A 15,184-nucleotide genomic window follows, 5' to 3' on the forward strand; every position below is an offset into this window, starting at 1 on the left:
TCCTATAATATGTTTTTTTAACTAATTTTTTCATAGCCTGGCAATGTTAGAAATTCGATAAATTCATCTTTATTCACTAATGAAAGAAACAGTTCAGCAGCTTCTGTGTATCTGCCTTTTAAATATGCTTCATTGCCAAAGGAAGCTTTTAGTTTTCCTAATTCTTCCGTTAGAACTTGTTCCACTAGTGGAATAGTGATTTTACGATCATCTTCTAGTTTTCCTTCTGGATGACGAATCCACTGCCATACTTGCGTGCGTGAAATTTCTGCTGTCGCCGCATCTTCCATCAAGTTGTTGATAGGTGCTGCTCCATTTCCTCGTAACCATGATGCTATATATTGAACCCCTACGCTACAATTTAATCGAAGACCTTCTTCTGTAATTGTCCCTTCAGGCACTTCGAGTAAATCTGCCGCTGTTACTTGAACATCTTCCCGTTTTCGATGGATTTGGTTAGGTGTTGGCATATGCGTGTCAAATTGTTCCCATGCAACTGGTACTAAACCTGGATGCGCTACCCATGTTCCATCGTGACCATCAGTTGCTTCTCTTCGTTTATCTTCACTTACTTTTGTAAATGCCGCTTCGTTAGCAGCTTCATCACCTTTGATCGGGATTTGTGCTGCCATTCCTCCAATTGCCGAGGCATTACGTCGGTGACATGTTTTAATGCACAGTTGCGTATACGCTCTCATGAAAGGTGATGTCATTGTTACTTGACCACGATCCGGTAAGATTACATGCGGCTGATTGCGAAGTCGTTTAATATAACTAAATATATAATCCCAACGTCCACAGTTTAGACCTGCCGAATGATCACGTAACTCATATAAAATTTCATCCATTTCAAATGCGGCCATTATCGTTTCTATCAACACAGTTGCTTTGATTGTTCCATTTGGAATTCCCAGTTGTTGCTGAGCATAAACAAAGATTTCATTCCAAAGCCTTGCTTCTAAATGGCTTTCCAACTTGGGGATATAGAAATAAGGACCAGTTCCACGAGCGATAAGCTCTTTTGCATTGTGGAAGAAATAAAGTCCAAAGTCAAAGAAACTACCGGAAATCGGTTTCCCATCTATTAGAACGTTTTTCTCCAAAAGGTGAAGCCCTCTAGGGCGTACTAGAAGAACCGCTACTTCCTCTTTCAAACTATATACTTTCCCATTATCCTGACTATAAGAAATAGTTTTTCGCACTGCATCTCGCATATTCAATTGGCCTTCGATCATATTCTCCCAAGTTGGAGAAGTTGCATCTTCAAAACAAGCCATAAACGTTTTTGCACCAGAGTTTAACGCATTGATAACCATTTTACGATTTACAGGACCAGTAATCTCAACACGACGGTCTTGTAAATCCTGAGGAAGTGGAGCGATAGTCCACTCTCCCTTACGAATTTCTTTTGTTTCTGGCAAAAAGTCTAATGTACCCCCATTATTCAGCTTTTCTTGACGTACTTGGCGTGCTTCCAGCAATTCTTTTCTTCTCTCATCAAATAACTGATGAAGAGATGCTACAAAGTCTAGTGCTTCGGGAGTTAAAATTTCTTGAATCCCATCTACTTCTTTTCCTATAATTTCAACTTTTTTTGTTATTGCTTGTTCCATCCAACGTTCAGCCTCCAATCAACTTTACTTATCAAGAAAATTGTGCCACCTCAGTAGAGCCTTTCATTGCAGTAGTAGATGAAGTACCCCCTGATATTACTTGGGAAATATCATCGAAGTATCCAGTTCCAACTTCGCGTTGATGTTTTGTAGCTGTATAACCTTTTGCTTCATTTGCAAATTCTGCTTGTTGAAGTTTAGAGTATGCAGCCATTCCTTTTGTTTTATACTCATGTGCCAATTCGAACATGCTATGGTTTAATGCATGGAATCCAGCTAGCGTTACGAATTGGAACTTGTATCCCATTTTTCCTAGTTCAACTTGGTATTTTGCGATTGTTTCTTCATCTAAGTTCGCTTTCCAGTTAAAGGATGGTGAACAGTTATATGCTAGCATTTTATCAGGAAACTCTGCGTGAATAGCATCTGCGAATTGTTTTGCTTCCTCTAAGCTCGGGTGAGATGTTTCGCACCAGATTAGATCTGCATAAGGTGCATACGCTAAGCCGCGAGCGATAGCTTGCTCAATCCCTGGTTTAGTACGATAAAATCCTTCAGGAGTTCTTTCGCCTGTAATAAAATCATGGTCGCGAGAGTCGATATCACTTGTTACCATATCTGCTGCGTCAGCATCTGTACGAGCGATTAATACAGTTGGTACACCTGAAACATCTGCCGCTAAACGAGCCGCTATTAGATTGCGAACAGCATTTTGTGTTGGAAGAAGTACTTTACCACCTAAATGTCCACATTTCTTTTCAGATGCAAGTTGATCTTCTAAATGAACTCCTGCTGCTCCTGCTTCAATCATACCTTTCATTAATTCAAACACGTTTAGAGGTCCACCAAATCCCGCTTCTGCATCTGCAACAATAGGAGCAAACCAGTCAAAACCATCTTCTCTTCCTTCCGCATGGTCAATTTGGTCTGCACGCTGGAAAGCTTGGTTAATACGTTTTACTACAGCAGGTACACTGTTTGCTGGGTATAAGCTTTGATCCGGATACATTTGACCAGAAAGGTTCGCATCTGCCGCTACTTGCCAACCACTCAAATAAATTGCTTGGAGTCCTGCTTTTACTTGTTGTACTGCTTGATTTCCCGTTAAAGCTCCAAGTGCATTTATAAAGTCTTCCGTATGAAGTGTGTACCATAAACGTTCTGCACCTTTACGAGCTAACGTATGTGCAATTTGAATGGAGCCGCGAAGTTTAATTACCTCTTCCGGTGAATACGGGCGTTCAATCCCCTTCCAGCGTTCATTTTGTTCCCAATCTTTACGTAATTCTTCCACTTGTTGTTGTCTCGTTGACATATTTAACACACTCCTCAAATTTATAATTATAACTGTCTGAAAAATATGACTTTCTTACTGTATCATAACAGTTACTTTTCTTGTACATTAATATATAACAGTTTAGAATTGTTTGTATCGTTTTTAGGATAAGAGAGGATTATTTTAGGATGAACAACAAATAAGACGGATGAATGCAGAAAATTTAGAATATGGAGGAGAAGCAATGGAAATTTCGAAAGATTACTTGAAACAGTATAGTATTTTGCTAGAAGAGTGGGTTCCCAAAGAGGCCTCTATTGCAATAGCAATGGGTGATCAGTACATCTATTACATGGCAGGAAAACATGATTTACGTATTAAGGAAGGACAAAAGATAAACCCAGGAAGCATTGCAGATTTAGTTTTAAAATGCGGTTGTAGAACAGAGGCTGTAATAGATGAAACGCTTTTTCAGCTCCCATATTACGGAGTAGGTTATCCGATAAATATAAATGGGGGAAATGCAGTAGTGGTTGTTATACTTCCCCCTAAACCAACTGTACCAACTGCTCCTCCTTATCGATTTTTGACAGGTAAACTCGAAGAAGAATGGCGTCCAATACCAATAGAAAAAATTGCATACATGGAAAGTCTACAAAAAAAAACATGGTTTTATGCCGACAAAGAACCATATAAAACAAATATTCCATTGAAGGAATTACAGCAGCGTCTTCCTGAATCCTTTTTACGAATTCACCGCTCATATATCGTGAACATATCTTTTATCGATCGCATCATACGTGATTTTTCGTCTAATCTGTTGGTGCTTCTTCAAGATGGTACAGAACTTCCTGTCAGCCAGTCTTATAATGCTGAAGTTAGAAATGTATTGGGATTTTAAGAGTTTCGTAGGAGTGTTTCTATAAGAAGTTAACCTTTTATAAGGAGAAATGGTCGCGGTTAGTTTACATTTGGTTACGGTTACTCGAGAATTGGTCTCTCTTCTTCGTGATATGGTCTCGGTCAGCATTAAATTGGTTGCGCTTTGCCATTAAATAGAAAAAGAGATCTGCCATGTAAGGCAAATCTCATATTCTATCTCACAAGCTACTTTTTGGTTGATTTACTACCAATAGTTAACACTACAATACTTCCAAGTAGTAACAAAATTCCTATCCAAGACATCGTACTAAGATTCTCTCCAACTATGAACACACCTAAAATAGCAGCTGTTGTAGGTTCTGCTAAAGACAATGTAAGTGCGGACGATGAAGGTATTTTGTTTAATCCTCTAGCATATAACACATACGCAATACTAGTAGTGGCTAGACCTAAGTAAAAAATAATTCCAATATTTCCTGCTTCCTTTAACCAGCTTACATCATATATAAAGAAGAAAGGCATGAGCAACAATGCACTAACTGAGAATGTCATTGCTACAGCAGGTATCGCTTCTTCCTTTTCTAATAAGGACTTACTAGATATCGTGTACAACGCAAAGATCATACCTGCTATTAAAGAATACATGATACCAATTGGATTTATAGTAATCTCACCTTTGTTTAAAAATAAAAACAAACATCCGACGATTGCAAATAATGTCGAGATTACCCATATTCGAGATGGTCGTAACTTTAAAAAGAGCCATTCAATGATTCCCGAAAATACAGGGGCACTTCCTATAGCAACTACACTTGCAATCGCTACACCTGTCAGTTTAACGGAAGAGAAGAATAATAGTTGAAAAAGTGCAATACAAATTGCTGCATAGAACGTTTCCTTCCAAGGCCAAGTTTTAAATTTTATTTTTCTCCATAAAACCATAATGATCAATAGAGAAAAACCACCTACCGTAGACCTTCCCGCACTTATAATAAATGGATGTGCATTGTCTGGTAAAAACGTTTGTGCAGTACCCGTCGTACCCCATAAGATAGCTCCTAGTAGTACAAATATGTATGGTAAAACAGACATTTCTTTACTCCCACCACCTTCTATATATTAACTTTCAATATAGCACATATTGAGATAGTGACAATCGTATCTTATACTAATAAAGATAGGAGGCATTCACTATGTATATGACAGTGGAAGAAACTGCGAATTATTTATCAATGCCTATTGAACAAGTAAAAAGATATATTGCAGAAAAAAAAATTCGTGCTATTTTTGATGGAGAAGATTATTACATTAATAGCGCTCAATTTGATACGCATTTGCAGCAAATCGAAGAACTAAGACGCCAAATAGATGAGTGGCGCAATACTCCAATTCCGGATGATTTGGACGTAAAAGATGAAGATTAAAGGGTGGAGTGAAGGTGACAAAGTCACTTCACTCCACCCTTTCTCTTTTTATATCTGTTGAACAGTACTTAGTAATCCCTAAACATGAGATAATTTAAATGGTAATCATAAAGCCTGCACGTTTGCCGATAATCTCTGCATAATCTTCTACCATGACACTTGCAGTTGGGTACATACCTGCTCCAGGACCAACTAGTGTAAGTGTACCGATATAGTTTGTATCTAAGGAAACAGCGTTGTTTACACCCTCAATAGCATATAACGGGTGGTCAGGACCAACAAGTTGTGGTCCTACAGAAGCGAAAAGCTCTCCATTTTCGTCTTGCTCAATTTCTGCTACATGGCGATAACGAAATCCTTCTGCCTTTGCTTTTTTCACGTCCTCTAATGAAATCTCGTTAATACCAACTACACGTACATCATCCCAGTTTGGTTGTTTTCTAAATGCAAGTGCACTAAGAATCATCAACTTACGGAATGCATCTTGACCAGAAATATCATTATATGGATCTGCTTCAGCATAGCCTAGAGCTTGCGCTTCTTGTAGAGCATCATCGAACTGACATTCATTTAAACGCATTTGTGTCAAAATATAGTTAGATGTTCCATTTAAAACACCTTGAATTTTCTTTACTGAGTTCACTTGTAGTAAATTTTTAAGTGTTTTAATTACTGGAACGCCACCAGCTGTTGTAGCTTCATATCCGATAAAAACTCCTCGTGACTTAGCACGTTCATGAAGTTGAATACTATATTTAGAGAACATCACTTTATTCGCCGTTATCACATGACATCCCTTATCAATCGCTCTACATAAATAGCTATAAGCTGGTTCCTCGTTCACAATCGCTTCAAACACTACTTGAAGACCTGGAATATTAATAATATCCTCGAAATCGTCTGTTACTAGAATACCAGGCGTTTCAGGTCTTTCTTTTGCCAAATTATTAATTAAAATCGCACTAATTTCAATATCTAAGCCTAATGATTTTTTTAATTCTTCTCTTTTTTCATTCACAATGTGATAAATTCCTTGGCCGACTGTTCCGAAACCTAGAATCGCTGCTTTTATTTTTGCCATACTTTCTCCTCCAAATGAATTTGCACAATTGAGCTTCCACATTCATATTTAATAAAATCTCTTTCGTAAAATTACGATTGACTATTTTACATATTGTAGACTATTTTAGCCCAATTAACAACAAAATTCTATCTAGAGAGGACATTTGTTTTTCCTACAAGTACTTTATCAAGTGCATTTTGTAAATCCTCTACTGCCTCTAGACCAACAGACAAGCGGATTAAGTCCTCGGTAACACCTGATTTCACTAAGTCTTCAGGAGTTAATTGTTGATGAGTCGTAGAAGCAGGATGAATAATTAATGATTTCGCATCTCCTACGTTTGCTACATGCGACCAAATTTCTATATTATCAATAATATGTCTGCCCGCTTCTTTTCCACCCTTTACGCCAAAAGTTAAGATAGAGCCAAAGCCATTGTGTAAATATTTATGTGCAAGTTCATGGGAAGGATGATTTTCCAGGCCTAAATAATTTACCCATTCTACCCCTTCATGGTTTGATAAATACTCTGCAATTTTCAGTGCATTTTCGTTGTGCTTTGGCACACGAAGATGAAGGGTTTCTAAACCTTGTAAAAAAGAAAATGCTGCTTCAGGGCTTAACGAAGGTCCGAAATCTCGAAGCAATTGAACACGTAGTTTTATGGCAAACGCTACGTTCGGAACATCAATGCCGTATCGTAGTCCGTGATAGGTTACATCTGGTTCAGTAAAACCAGGGAATTTCTCGGAATTCCAGTCAAAGTTACCACCATCTACAACTACTCCCCCAATTGTTGTTCCATGACCGCCAATCCATTTAGTAGCTGAATGGATAACTATGTGAGCACCGTGTTTAATCGGGTTAGCACCATAAGGGCTTGCAAATGTATTATCTACCAACAATGGAACACCGATTTCATTTGCAATTGCTGAAACTTTCTCCACGTCTAGCACATTCAAGCTCGGATTTCCAATAATTTCAGCAAAGAACCCTTTTGTTTTATCCGTTACTGCTGCTCGAAAATTCTCTGGATCAGTAGAATCTACAAATTTTACGTGAATTCCATAACGAGGCAATGTATGTGCGAATAAATTAAATGTACCACCATATAAGTTTTCCGCTGCAATGATTTCATCGCCTGCTCCCGCAATATTCAAAATGGAAAATGCAATTGCCGCCATACCAGAAGAAAGTGCAACAGCAGCCGTTCCTCCTTCAAGTAGAGCAACGCGTTGTTCAAAAACATCTACAGTAGGATTAGTTATACGTGAATAAATATTGCCAGACTCTTTTAATGCAAATAAATCTTGGGCATGGTTTGTATCACGAAATACAAAAGAAGTTGTTTTGTGAATTGGCACTGCTCGTGAACCTGTAACTGGATCTGGTTGCTGACCACCGTGTAAAAGAAGTGTTTCTGGTTGGAAATTTGTCATTTTGAATTCCTCCTAAATAATAGTTTTAGATGGACGCATATGGAGGCGGGAGAGGATTTTGAGAAATACGAAAGCACTTATGTTTAGCCGGAAAACGTATCGTTAATCGGACAAACAACAAAAACCCCTCTTCTTTAAGAAGAGGGGTGCGGTTTCGCATATTCCTCCTCTTATCTTCCAAATTCGCTCGTGAATTTGTAGGATTTAGCACCTTTCCAAGTATAAAACTTGTTGGTTGCCGGGCATCGTAGGGCCTAGTCCCTCCGCCACTCTTGATAAGAGTATTAGATTAGTATTCCATCTTGTTACACAGTATAAGACTCTATTAATCTTTACGTCAAGTACTTTTTATAAAAATTCTGAAACTTCTTTTAGGCTTGTACGTTTAATGTATGGGGGTTACTTTTGGAGGTGTTGTAATGGTAATATGGATTATTTGTATTTCAGTAGTTAGTTATTTAATTGGTTCCATTCATGGTTCAAAGATTGCTCAGTTTTTTAGTGGAATCAATATTAAAGCAGAAGGTCTTAAAAACTCAGGTGCTTCTAATGCAGCCATTGTGCTTGGAATGAAATACGGAATACTCGTAGCTTTTATCGATATAATAAAAGGTGTATTGGTTATTACTGGAACACGATTTTTTATGCAGCAATATGGTAACTTTTCAGTATTAGAACAGGATGCACTTCTTTACTTAGCGGGGGCTGCTGTCATTTTAGGTCACAACTTTCCCATTTTCACAGGATTTAAGGGAGGAAAAGGGACAGCTTCTGTAATCGGCATACTTTTTGCAATTTATTGGCCTTTAGGATTGATCGGACTTTTATTATTAATTGGCACAACTTTTTTAACGGACTATTTATTAATTGGAGTATTTGTTTTTTATTTTGTTTTTTTAGGCGAGGCTATATGGTTTTCAGAAGGATATATACCAATTGCAATTGCAAGCTTTTTATTCGTGATGGCACTCATATTGCATATCGAAAACTTTCGTCGTTTAGCTCGTAAGGAAGAGATGAGAATTTCTACTTTTATAAAAAGAAAAAAACCTTCTTTATAAAGAAATGAGTGAATTGGAATGTCTAAAAAAATGAGGTGGATTGTGCTTATCCCTTTATTTGTTCTCGCTTCCAGCGGAGTTGGATTGTGGATGCTAACTAGCAAATGGATGGATGAAGGATTAAACCCTAAAGCTGACGGTTCCAACGATTACGCCATTGTCCTTGGTGCAAAAGTAAAAGAAGGGAATATTCCTTCGCTTGCATTAAAATTCAGATTGGAATCAGCACTTGCGTATGCAAACGAATATCCTCATGTCACCCTGGTACTTTCTGGAGGACAAGGAGACGATGAAGATATTGAGGAAGCGGTCGTAATGAAAAATTTTCTTTTGGAGAATGGGATAGCAGAAGAGAGGCTAATCATTGAAGATCAGTCGACATCTACTTATGAAAACTTGTTGTTTTCTAAAGAGCTTTTGCCAGATAACGTAAAGTCTATAACGATCATTACGAGTGACTATCACCTACAGCGAGCAAAAATACTTGCCAAAAAGCTAGAATGGAAAACGGACGTGGTAGCAGCACAGACCCCCGAAGTGGTAGAAGCGAAAGTACGCTTACGTGAGCGCGCCGCACTTTTAAAGACCTATATTGTTGGGAAATAACTCCGAATCCCTCGGAGTTATTTTTTATATCTGCAACAATTACGAATACATCTTGAAATACGAGTTCCTTACATACAGCCCTATTTCCTGATCAGAAATGCATTGTACGAATCGATGCATCTACTTTATAGCCATGTCAAATCACTTCTAGTGTTACATCAAACATTATGTTTTAGCTATATAGTCTAAATGTAGCTGTACTATATGCAATCAAGTCACCTTGCATAGCTAGATAATGTATTATGTTTTCTATAAAAGAATTTTTCATCCAAAACCAAAGATTATATATGTAAAGTAATTTCTCCAAAAATAGTTAAAAGGCTTCCTCGTTTATTAGAAAGCCTTTTCTGGGTCACTCTTTCTTCGTATGATATCCTTTAATGCCAAATGGTTGTAATTGCTCCATCCATTTGTTTAAAAGCTTTTCTAGTTCTTTCTTTTCGTCTACGTATTGATTTTCTGGTGTTTTCAGTGTCTCTACTTGTTCAATTTCAAACGCATCCTTGCCGAATTGTTGCCATTCTTCTTGAAGTATTCTATTTGTATGTGTCCCTGTTTCTAGAGTAAACTTCGTGCCATTTAACGTCTTGAAGTTTCGTGTGGATCCAACGAATTTTTTACCGTTTTGTTTATTCGTTATGACATAAATTCCACCTTCAATCTTTACTTCTTTATATGCTTGTTTCAGTTCCAGTTTACGATCCAATTTCCCCACTCCTCGTATTTATTTTTTCACCCAGTACTCACTGCCGTCATCTTTTCTATCTAAAAACCCATATTCTATTAAGTAACGTCTTAATGTGACATAGTCAGCATATACATTTTTTAGTACCTCATTTATCTCTTTTTCTTTATATACTCGCTCTAAGTCAAATCGTTGTATGATCACCCTAAGAGTTGCCAGTTTTTGTTTTTCTTTTTTCGGAAATTTTATGAGAGGACCATCTATACCTTTAGAAAAAAACTTCTTTTCTATCTCTTCTTGCTCTTCTTTCGTAATGTTATATCGTTCGTCCACCATCGTTGCAGTCTTATGAAGCGGCAAAAAGGTTGGTGCATGACTGTCTTTTTCCTTTAACAACTCCATCATCGTTATAAAGATTTTTGCTTGGCGTTCTTTTTCCTTCAATACAAATCGGTGGTTACGTATCGTAGAGGCACTACCTATACTTAATTCTGCCTGTATGTCTGCATCACTCTTACCTTCGTAAAACAATCGAAGTAAGCTATTTTGATGATCTGTCAATCCTGTTAATTTTTTATTTAATCCAATTAAATAATGAAATACAGATACATGTTCCTTTTCAATATGGTGTTTCATATAACGTTCCGCTTCATACAAAACAGTGGCTTCTGGATAAATAATTCCCTTTTCCACTCTTTCACCACATAATAAACAAACATAATCTTCCTTCTCTTCCACATAACCAACTTTCAATTGTTCTGCATTTGCATCCCAAAATAATTCAGATATCTCCATTTTATAAACACACCCCACAAATATTTATTATATAATAGACATAATATAATATTGTTTACTTAAAATCAATTGTAAATTATTGTTGCAATAAATCTGAAAATAATGAACAATGGAAATGAGACCTTTCGATTTTCGAAAGAACGTACAGGAGGAGAATTTCATTGGTTACATTCAAGGACTATGAGTACAAAAGACCAAATTTAGAAGAAGAAAAAACAAAATTTAATGATGCATTAACAAAATTCAAACAGGCTACTTCCGTTGAAGAACAAAGTGTTGCAATTGAAGAACTAAATGCACTTCGAAATGATTATTCAACACAAGCTAATTTAGTGTACATTCGTGCATCAATTGATACGAATGATGAGTTTTACCAAAAAGAGCGTGATTTTTTTGATGAAAAAAACCCAGAGGTCGAAGAATTAATTACAGAATATTATAAAGCACTAGTCGCTTCTCCATTCCGTAAAGAATTAGAAGAAAAATGGGGAAGCCAATTATTTGATCTTGCTGATTTTCAAATTAAAGCATTTTCCGCAGAAGTAATTTCACTTATGCAGAAAGAAAATAAATTGGCTTCTGACTATTCTAAGCTTGTTGCTTCTGCTCAAGTTGAATTTAACGGCGAAACATTAACACTTGCCCAGCTTGGACCTTACGGTGAATCAACTGATAGAGAAGTACGTAAGAAAGCAACGGAAGCAAGATTCGGCTTTTTTAAAGAACATGAGGATAAATTTGATGACATATATGATCAGCTTGTAAAAGTACGTCATGAGATTGCTACAAAGCTTGGATACAAAAACTTTGTGGAGCTTGGCTATATACGTATGAATCGCATTGACTATAATGCGGAAATGGTGAAAAAATTTCGTGATCAAGTTCGTGATTTCATCGTTCCTCTTGCAACAAAACTTTATGAGCGTCAGGCAAAAAGAATTGGGTTTGAAAAGCTAAAGTTCTACGATGAATCTCTGAATTTCTTGTCTGGGAATGCAGCACCACAAGGTTCTCCGGAATGGATTGTTGAAAATGGAAAGAAAATGTATGATGAGTTATCTCCTGAGACAGCAGAGTTTTTCCAATTCATGATTGACCGAGATTTAATGGACTTAGTAGCGAAAAAAGGGAAGGAATCTGGAGGTTATTGTACATTTATCGATAACTATGAGTCTCCTTATATATTCTCAAACTTTAATGGAACATCTGGAGACATCGATGTGTTGACACATGAGGCGGGTCACGCATTCCAAGTGTTTACAAGCCGTAATATAGGTATACCTGAGTATGTATGGCCAACATTTGAGTCTTGTGAAATCCACTCGATGAGTATGGAATTTTTTACTTGGCCTTGGATGGAATTATTCTTTAAAGAACAAACAGAAAAATATAAATTTGCACATTTGAGCGGCGGCCTTCTATTCTTGCCGTATGGGGTTGCAGTGGACGAATTTCAACATGTCGTATATGAAAATCCTGAAATGACACCTCAAGAGCGTAAATCCGCTTGGAAAAAGATTGAGGAAATTTATTTACCTCATCGTGACTATGACGGAAATGGCTATTTGGAAGCTGGTGCTTTCTGGCAACGCCAAGGTCATATTTATGCAAGTCCGTTTTATTATATTGACTACACGTTGGCTCAAATTTGTGCGTTCCAATTTTGGAAGCGTTCCAGAGAAGATCACGAAGCAGCTTGGAAAGATTATCTACACCTTTGCCAGCTAGGTGGATCGAAATCTTTCACTAAGTTAGTAGCTGAGGCAAATTTAATATCTCCATTTGAAGAAGGCTGTGTCGAGTCCGTTATTGGTTCGATTGAGAAGTATTTAGATGGCGTTGATGACGCAGCTTTATAGTTAAATAGAAAAGAATAAAAAAGGAGTTGCAACATGTTGAATCCAGTTGGTTTTTGGGCACGACTAGGGGCAAGTTTATTAGACTTTATAATAATAGGAATTCCATTGTCTATTATTAGCTTTCTTCTTTTCGGGCATTGGCAGGAATCACCAATCACTAGCTTTGGAAATCTTCTTTACTCTCTTATTGTTCCAGTATTATGGACCGGATACACAGTAGGCAAAAGAATGTTAGGCATCCGTATCGTCAAATTTGATGGCACCAAATTAGGCTTTGGAACAATGCTTATGCGTGTTATTGTAGCAGGTTTCGTATATGTAGTCACATTAGGAATAGGTCTGATTGTTAGTGCTTTTATGGTAGGCTTACGTGAAGATAAGCGTGCAATCCATGATTTTATCGCTGGAACATACGTAACAAGCAATCCTCCTGTTGATTGATATCTAAGAACAAGTATCTACCGAGATGCTTGTTCTTTTTTTATTTTTTGACCCGTACAATAGGGCAGGATATTTAATGAAAAAAACGAATGTATAGTAAAGGGGTGCATGTATTATTATGTGGAGTAAAATTTTAGGTCTATTAATAGCAATAATGGGAGTTACGTATATTTTCCTTATACCGAATGAACCTATAGGAATTAAAATGATGTTTAAGATAATTCCGATGTTTTTGATATTAGTTTTTGCATTTATCCAACCATCCGGTGAATCAAAAAGATATAAATCGCTAATCATGATAGGTCTATTTATTTGCATGTGGGCGGATGGTTTAATTTATTGGTTTATCGCTGGACTCATTACCTTTTTAATTGGACATATTTGGTATATTTTTGCGTTCCGCCATATTAAAGTATCGACTATTCCAAAGTGGGCAGCAGCTCTTCTAATTGCTTATGGAATTGGAATGGTATTATGGATAGCAGGGACTCTTTGGGCAGAAGGAGAAAATATTTTAGCTTTTGCTGTGGTAATTTATATTGTTGTTATTTTATTAATGGGTTGGAATGCTCTTCAAACAGCAAATAAATTCGCAATTATTGGTGCTATTTCATTTATTTTTTCGGACTCGGTGCTTGCTATTAATCGATTTATAATATCTATTCCTTTTTCTGATGCTCTTATAATGATTTCCTATTATGGAGCCCAGTTTTTATTTGCCTATAGCATATATGCTCATTATTCCGCATCTCGAAAGAATCTGCTAAAATAAATATATGCTTTTAATTTGGAAAGGGGTTTTTTTCTCATGAAAGAAACATTAATCGAGCGTTTAACTCGTTATGCAAAAATAGACACACAATCTAATGCATCAAGCACAACCTGCCCATCAACGGAAGGTCAATGGGATCTGCTCCATGTACTTGAAAAAGAATTAGCTGAGATTGGGTTAGAAGAAATTACTTTAGATGAAAACGGTTATTTATTTGCTTCATTACCTTCCAATACAGATAAGGAAATTCCGACAATCGGATTTTTAGCTCACGTGGATACAGCTACAGATTATACAGGGAAAAATGTAAACCCTCAGCGAATTGATAATTACGACGGATCAGACATTCAACTGAACGAAAATACAGTTATGACTGTTAAAGACTTCCCTGAGCTTTCAAATTATGTCGGACATACTTTGCTTACAACGGATGGCACAACACTTTTAGGTGCTGACGATAAAGCTGGGATAGCTATCATCATGACAGCTATGGAATATTTCATCCAAAACCCTGAAGTGAAACACGGAAAAGTTCGTGTTGCCTTTACTCCCGATGAAGAGATTGGTCGCGGACCACATAAATTCGATGTAGAAAAATTCGCAGCAAAATTTGCATATACAATGGACGGAGGTCCACTTGGTGAATTGCAATTTGAAAGCTTTAATGCGGCTGGAGCAAAAGTTATAACGAACGGTACAAGCGTTCATCCTGGCTCTGCAAAAGGAAAAATGGTGAACTCTATTACTATCGCGACTAAGTTCCAATCACATATGCCAGTTAATGAAGTACCTGAAAAAACAGAGGGCTATGAAGGATTTATACATTTGATGAACTTTAACGGGGACGTTGAAAAAACAGAGTTAAGCTATATCATCCGTGATCATGATCGAGTAAAATTCGAAGCGAAAAAGCAATTGTTCTTAGACACTGCCGAGAAAATCAAAGCAGAATACGGTACAGGCGCTATTTCAGTGGAATTAAATGATCAATACTACAATATGGGTGAAAAAATTTCACCTGTAATGGAAATTGTCGATGTAGCAAAAGAAGTAATGATCTCACTCAATATCGACCCTCTAATTATTCCAGTACGTGGAGGGACAGACGGTTCTCAGCTTTCCTACATGGGAATGCCAACTCCAAACGTCTTTACTGGTGGAGAAAATTACCATGGTAAATATGAATATATATCAGTAGATGTAATGGAGAAATCAACGGAAGTCCTAAAAGGAATTATTCAATCATTCGAAAAACAAGCTTAAAGAAG

At 37.0% G+C, this 15,184-nt stretch carries 15 protein-coding genes and 1 riboswitch; of the genes, 8 read left to right on the forward strand and 7 right to left on the reverse strand.

Features of this window, described 5'->3' with window-relative positions:
* Nucleotides 1-17: 17 nt before the first annotated feature.
* Nucleotides 18-1,613, reverse strand: a complete 1,596-nt coding sequence (gene aceB, locus AM499_RS15020; RefSeq protein WP_053590973.1) for a malate synthase A — start codon at nt 1,611-1,613, stop codon at nt 18-20.
* 31 nt (nt 1,614-1,644) lie between these two features.
* Nucleotides 1,645-2,928, reverse strand: coding sequence for an isocitrate lyase (gene aceA / locus AM499_RS15025; protein WP_053590974.1), 1,284 nt, complete (start codon nt 2,926-2,928; stop codon nt 1,645-1,647).
* 205 nt (nt 2,929-3,133) lie between these two features.
* Here aceA and AM499_RS15030 point away from each other — a divergent pair, with 205 nt between their 5' ends.
* On the forward strand, nt 3,134-3,790 hold the full coding sequence (locus AM499_RS15030) for a LytR/AlgR family response regulator transcription factor (RefSeq protein WP_156316809.1): 657 nt from the start codon (nt 3,134-3,136) through the stop codon (nt 3,788-3,790).
* Nucleotides 3,791-3,996: 206 nt separating this feature from the next.
* On the opposite strand, the gene AM499_RS15035 is transcribed toward AM499_RS15030, so the two are convergent.
* The gene (locus AM499_RS15035; RefSeq protein WP_053590976.1) at nt 3,997-4,863 is read right to left on the reverse strand and encodes a DMT family transporter; all 867 of its coding nucleotides are present in this window, start codon (nt 4,861-4,863) and stop codon (nt 3,997-3,999) included.
* Nucleotides 4,864-4,964: 101 nt separating this feature from the next.
* Here AM499_RS15035 and AM499_RS15040 point away from each other — a divergent pair, with 101 nt between their 5' ends.
* Nucleotides 4,965-5,195, forward strand: coding sequence for an excisionase family DNA-binding protein (locus tag AM499_RS15040; protein ID WP_053590977.1), 231 nt, complete (start codon nt 4,965-4,967; stop codon nt 5,193-5,195).
* Nucleotides 5,196-5,289: 94 nt separating this feature from the next.
* Here AM499_RS15040 and AM499_RS15045 read toward each other — a convergent pair whose 3' ends face one another.
* A complete protein-coding gene (locus AM499_RS15045; RefSeq protein ID WP_053590978.1) occupies nt 5,290-6,276 on the reverse strand; it encodes a homoserine dehydrogenase in 987 nt (328 codons plus the stop codon).
* A gap of 128 nt (nt 6,277-6,404) precedes the next feature.
* Entirely contained in the window at nt 6,405-7,697 is a 1,293-nt protein-coding gene (locus tag AM499_RS15050) for an O-acetylhomoserine aminocarboxypropyltransferase/cysteine synthase family protein (protein ID WP_053590979.1), read from the reverse strand.
* Between the two features lie 167 nt (nt 7,698-7,864).
* Nucleotides 7,865-7,979, reverse strand: a riboswitch (SAM riboswitch).
* A gap of 137 nt (nt 7,980-8,116) precedes the next feature.
* On the opposite strand from AM499_RS15050, the gene AM499_RS15055 reads away from it, so the two are divergent.
* Both AM499_RS15055 and AM499_RS15060 read left to right on the forward strand, forming a co-directional pair.
* Complete coding sequence (locus AM499_RS15055) at nt 8,117-8,758, forward strand: glycerol-3-phosphate acyltransferase (RefSeq protein ID WP_053590980.1); 642 nt, start codon at nt 8,117-8,119, stop codon at nt 8,756-8,758.
* Between the two features lie 18 nt (nt 8,759-8,776).
* Nucleotides 8,777-9,364, forward strand: coding sequence for a YdcF family protein (locus tag AM499_RS15060; protein ID WP_231687475.1), 588 nt, complete (start codon nt 8,777-8,779; stop codon nt 9,362-9,364).
* A gap of 352 nt (nt 9,365-9,716) precedes the next feature.
* Here the strand turns inward: AM499_RS15060 and AM499_RS15065 are convergent, their stop codons facing one another.
* Nucleotides 9,717-10,079, reverse strand: coding sequence for a GIY-YIG nuclease family protein (locus AM499_RS15065; protein WP_331457253.1), 363 nt, complete (start codon nt 10,077-10,079; stop codon nt 9,717-9,719).
* Nucleotides 10,080-10,088: 9 nt separating this feature from the next.
* A complete protein-coding gene (locus tag AM499_RS15070; RefSeq protein WP_053590982.1) occupies nt 10,089-10,844 on the reverse strand; it encodes a DUF2087 domain-containing protein in 756 nt (251 codons plus the stop codon).
* A gap of 161 nt (nt 10,845-11,005) precedes the next feature.
* Here AM499_RS15070 and AM499_RS15075 point away from each other — a divergent pair, with 161 nt between their 5' ends.
* From AM499_RS15075 to pepT, 4 genes are all read left to right on the forward strand, one after another.
* Nucleotides 11,006-12,703 (forward strand): M3 family oligoendopeptidase, encoded by a 1,698-nt coding sequence (locus AM499_RS15075; RefSeq protein WP_053590983.1) that lies wholly within the window; start codon nt 11,006-11,008, stop codon nt 12,701-12,703.
* A gap of 33 nt (nt 12,704-12,736) precedes the next feature.
* Nucleotides 12,737-13,144: an RDD family protein gene (locus AM499_RS15080; RefSeq protein ID WP_053590984.1), complete on the forward strand. Its 408-nt coding sequence runs from the start codon at nt 12,737-12,739 to the stop codon at nt 13,142-13,144.
* A 118-nt stretch (nt 13,145-13,262) separates the two neighbouring features.
* On the forward strand, nt 13,263-13,916 hold the full coding sequence (locus AM499_RS15085) for a lysoplasmalogenase (protein ID WP_053590985.1): 654 nt from the start codon (nt 13,263-13,265) through the stop codon (nt 13,914-13,916).
* Nucleotides 13,917-13,952: 36 nt separating this feature from the next.
* The gene (gene pepT, locus AM499_RS15090; RefSeq protein WP_053590986.1) at nt 13,953-15,179 is read left to right on the forward strand and encodes a peptidase T; all 1,227 of its coding nucleotides are present in this window, start codon (nt 13,953-13,955) and stop codon (nt 15,177-15,179) included.
* Nucleotides 15,180-15,184: the final 5 nt, after the last annotated feature.

The sequence above is a fragment of the Bacillus sp. FJAT-22090 genome (assembly GCF_001278755.1).
GTDB lineage: Bacteria > Bacillota > Bacilli > Bacillales_A > Planococcaceae > Psychrobacillus.

Bases quoted from the DNA above. Each gene is read 5' to 3' on its own strand.
- AM499_RS15060 (WP_231687475.1), top strand. From the start codon at position 8,777: ATGTCTAAAAAAATGAGGTGGATTGTGCTTATCCCTTTATTTGTTCTC.
- AM499_RS15035 (WP_053590976.1), bottom strand. From the start codon at position 4,863: ATGTCTGTTTTACCATACATATTTGTACTACTAGGAGCTATCTTATGG.
- pepT (WP_053590986.1), top strand. From the start codon at position 13,953: ATGAAAGAAACATTAATCGAGCGTTTAACTCGTTATGCAAAAATAGAC.
- AM499_RS15050 (WP_053590979.1), bottom strand. From the start codon at position 7,697: ATGACAAATTTCCAACCAGAAACACTTCTTTTACACGGTGGTCAGCAA.
- AM499_RS15085 (WP_053590985.1), top strand. From the start codon at position 13,263: ATGTGGAGTAAAATTTTAGGTCTATTAATAGCAATAATGGGAGTTACG.
- aceA (WP_053590974.1), bottom strand. From the start codon at position 2,928: ATGTCAACGAGACAACAACAAGTGGAAGAATTACGTAAAGATTGGGAA.
- AM499_RS15070 (WP_053590982.1), bottom strand. From the start codon at position 10,844: ATGGAGATATCTGAATTATTTTGGGATGCAAATGCAGAACAATTGAAA.
- AM499_RS15055 (WP_053590980.1), top strand. From the start codon at position 8,117: ATGGTAATATGGATTATTTGTATTTCAGTAGTTAGTTATTTAATTGGT.
- AM499_RS15030 (WP_156316809.1), top strand. From the start codon at position 3,134: ATGGAAATTTCGAAAGATTACTTGAAACAGTATAGTATTTTGCTAGAA.
- AM499_RS15040 (WP_053590977.1), top strand. From the start codon at position 4,965: ATGTATATGACAGTGGAAGAAACTGCGAATTATTTATCAATGCCTATT.
- aceB (WP_053590973.1), bottom strand. From the start codon at position 1,613: ATGGAACAAGCAATAACAAAAAAAGTTGAAATTATAGGAAAAGAAGTA.
- AM499_RS15045 (WP_053590978.1), bottom strand. From the start codon at position 6,276: ATGGCAAAAATAAAAGCAGCGATTCTAGGTTTCGGAACAGTCGGCCAA.
- AM499_RS15080 (WP_053590984.1), top strand. From the start codon at position 12,737: ATGTTGAATCCAGTTGGTTTTTGGGCACGACTAGGGGCAAGTTTATTA.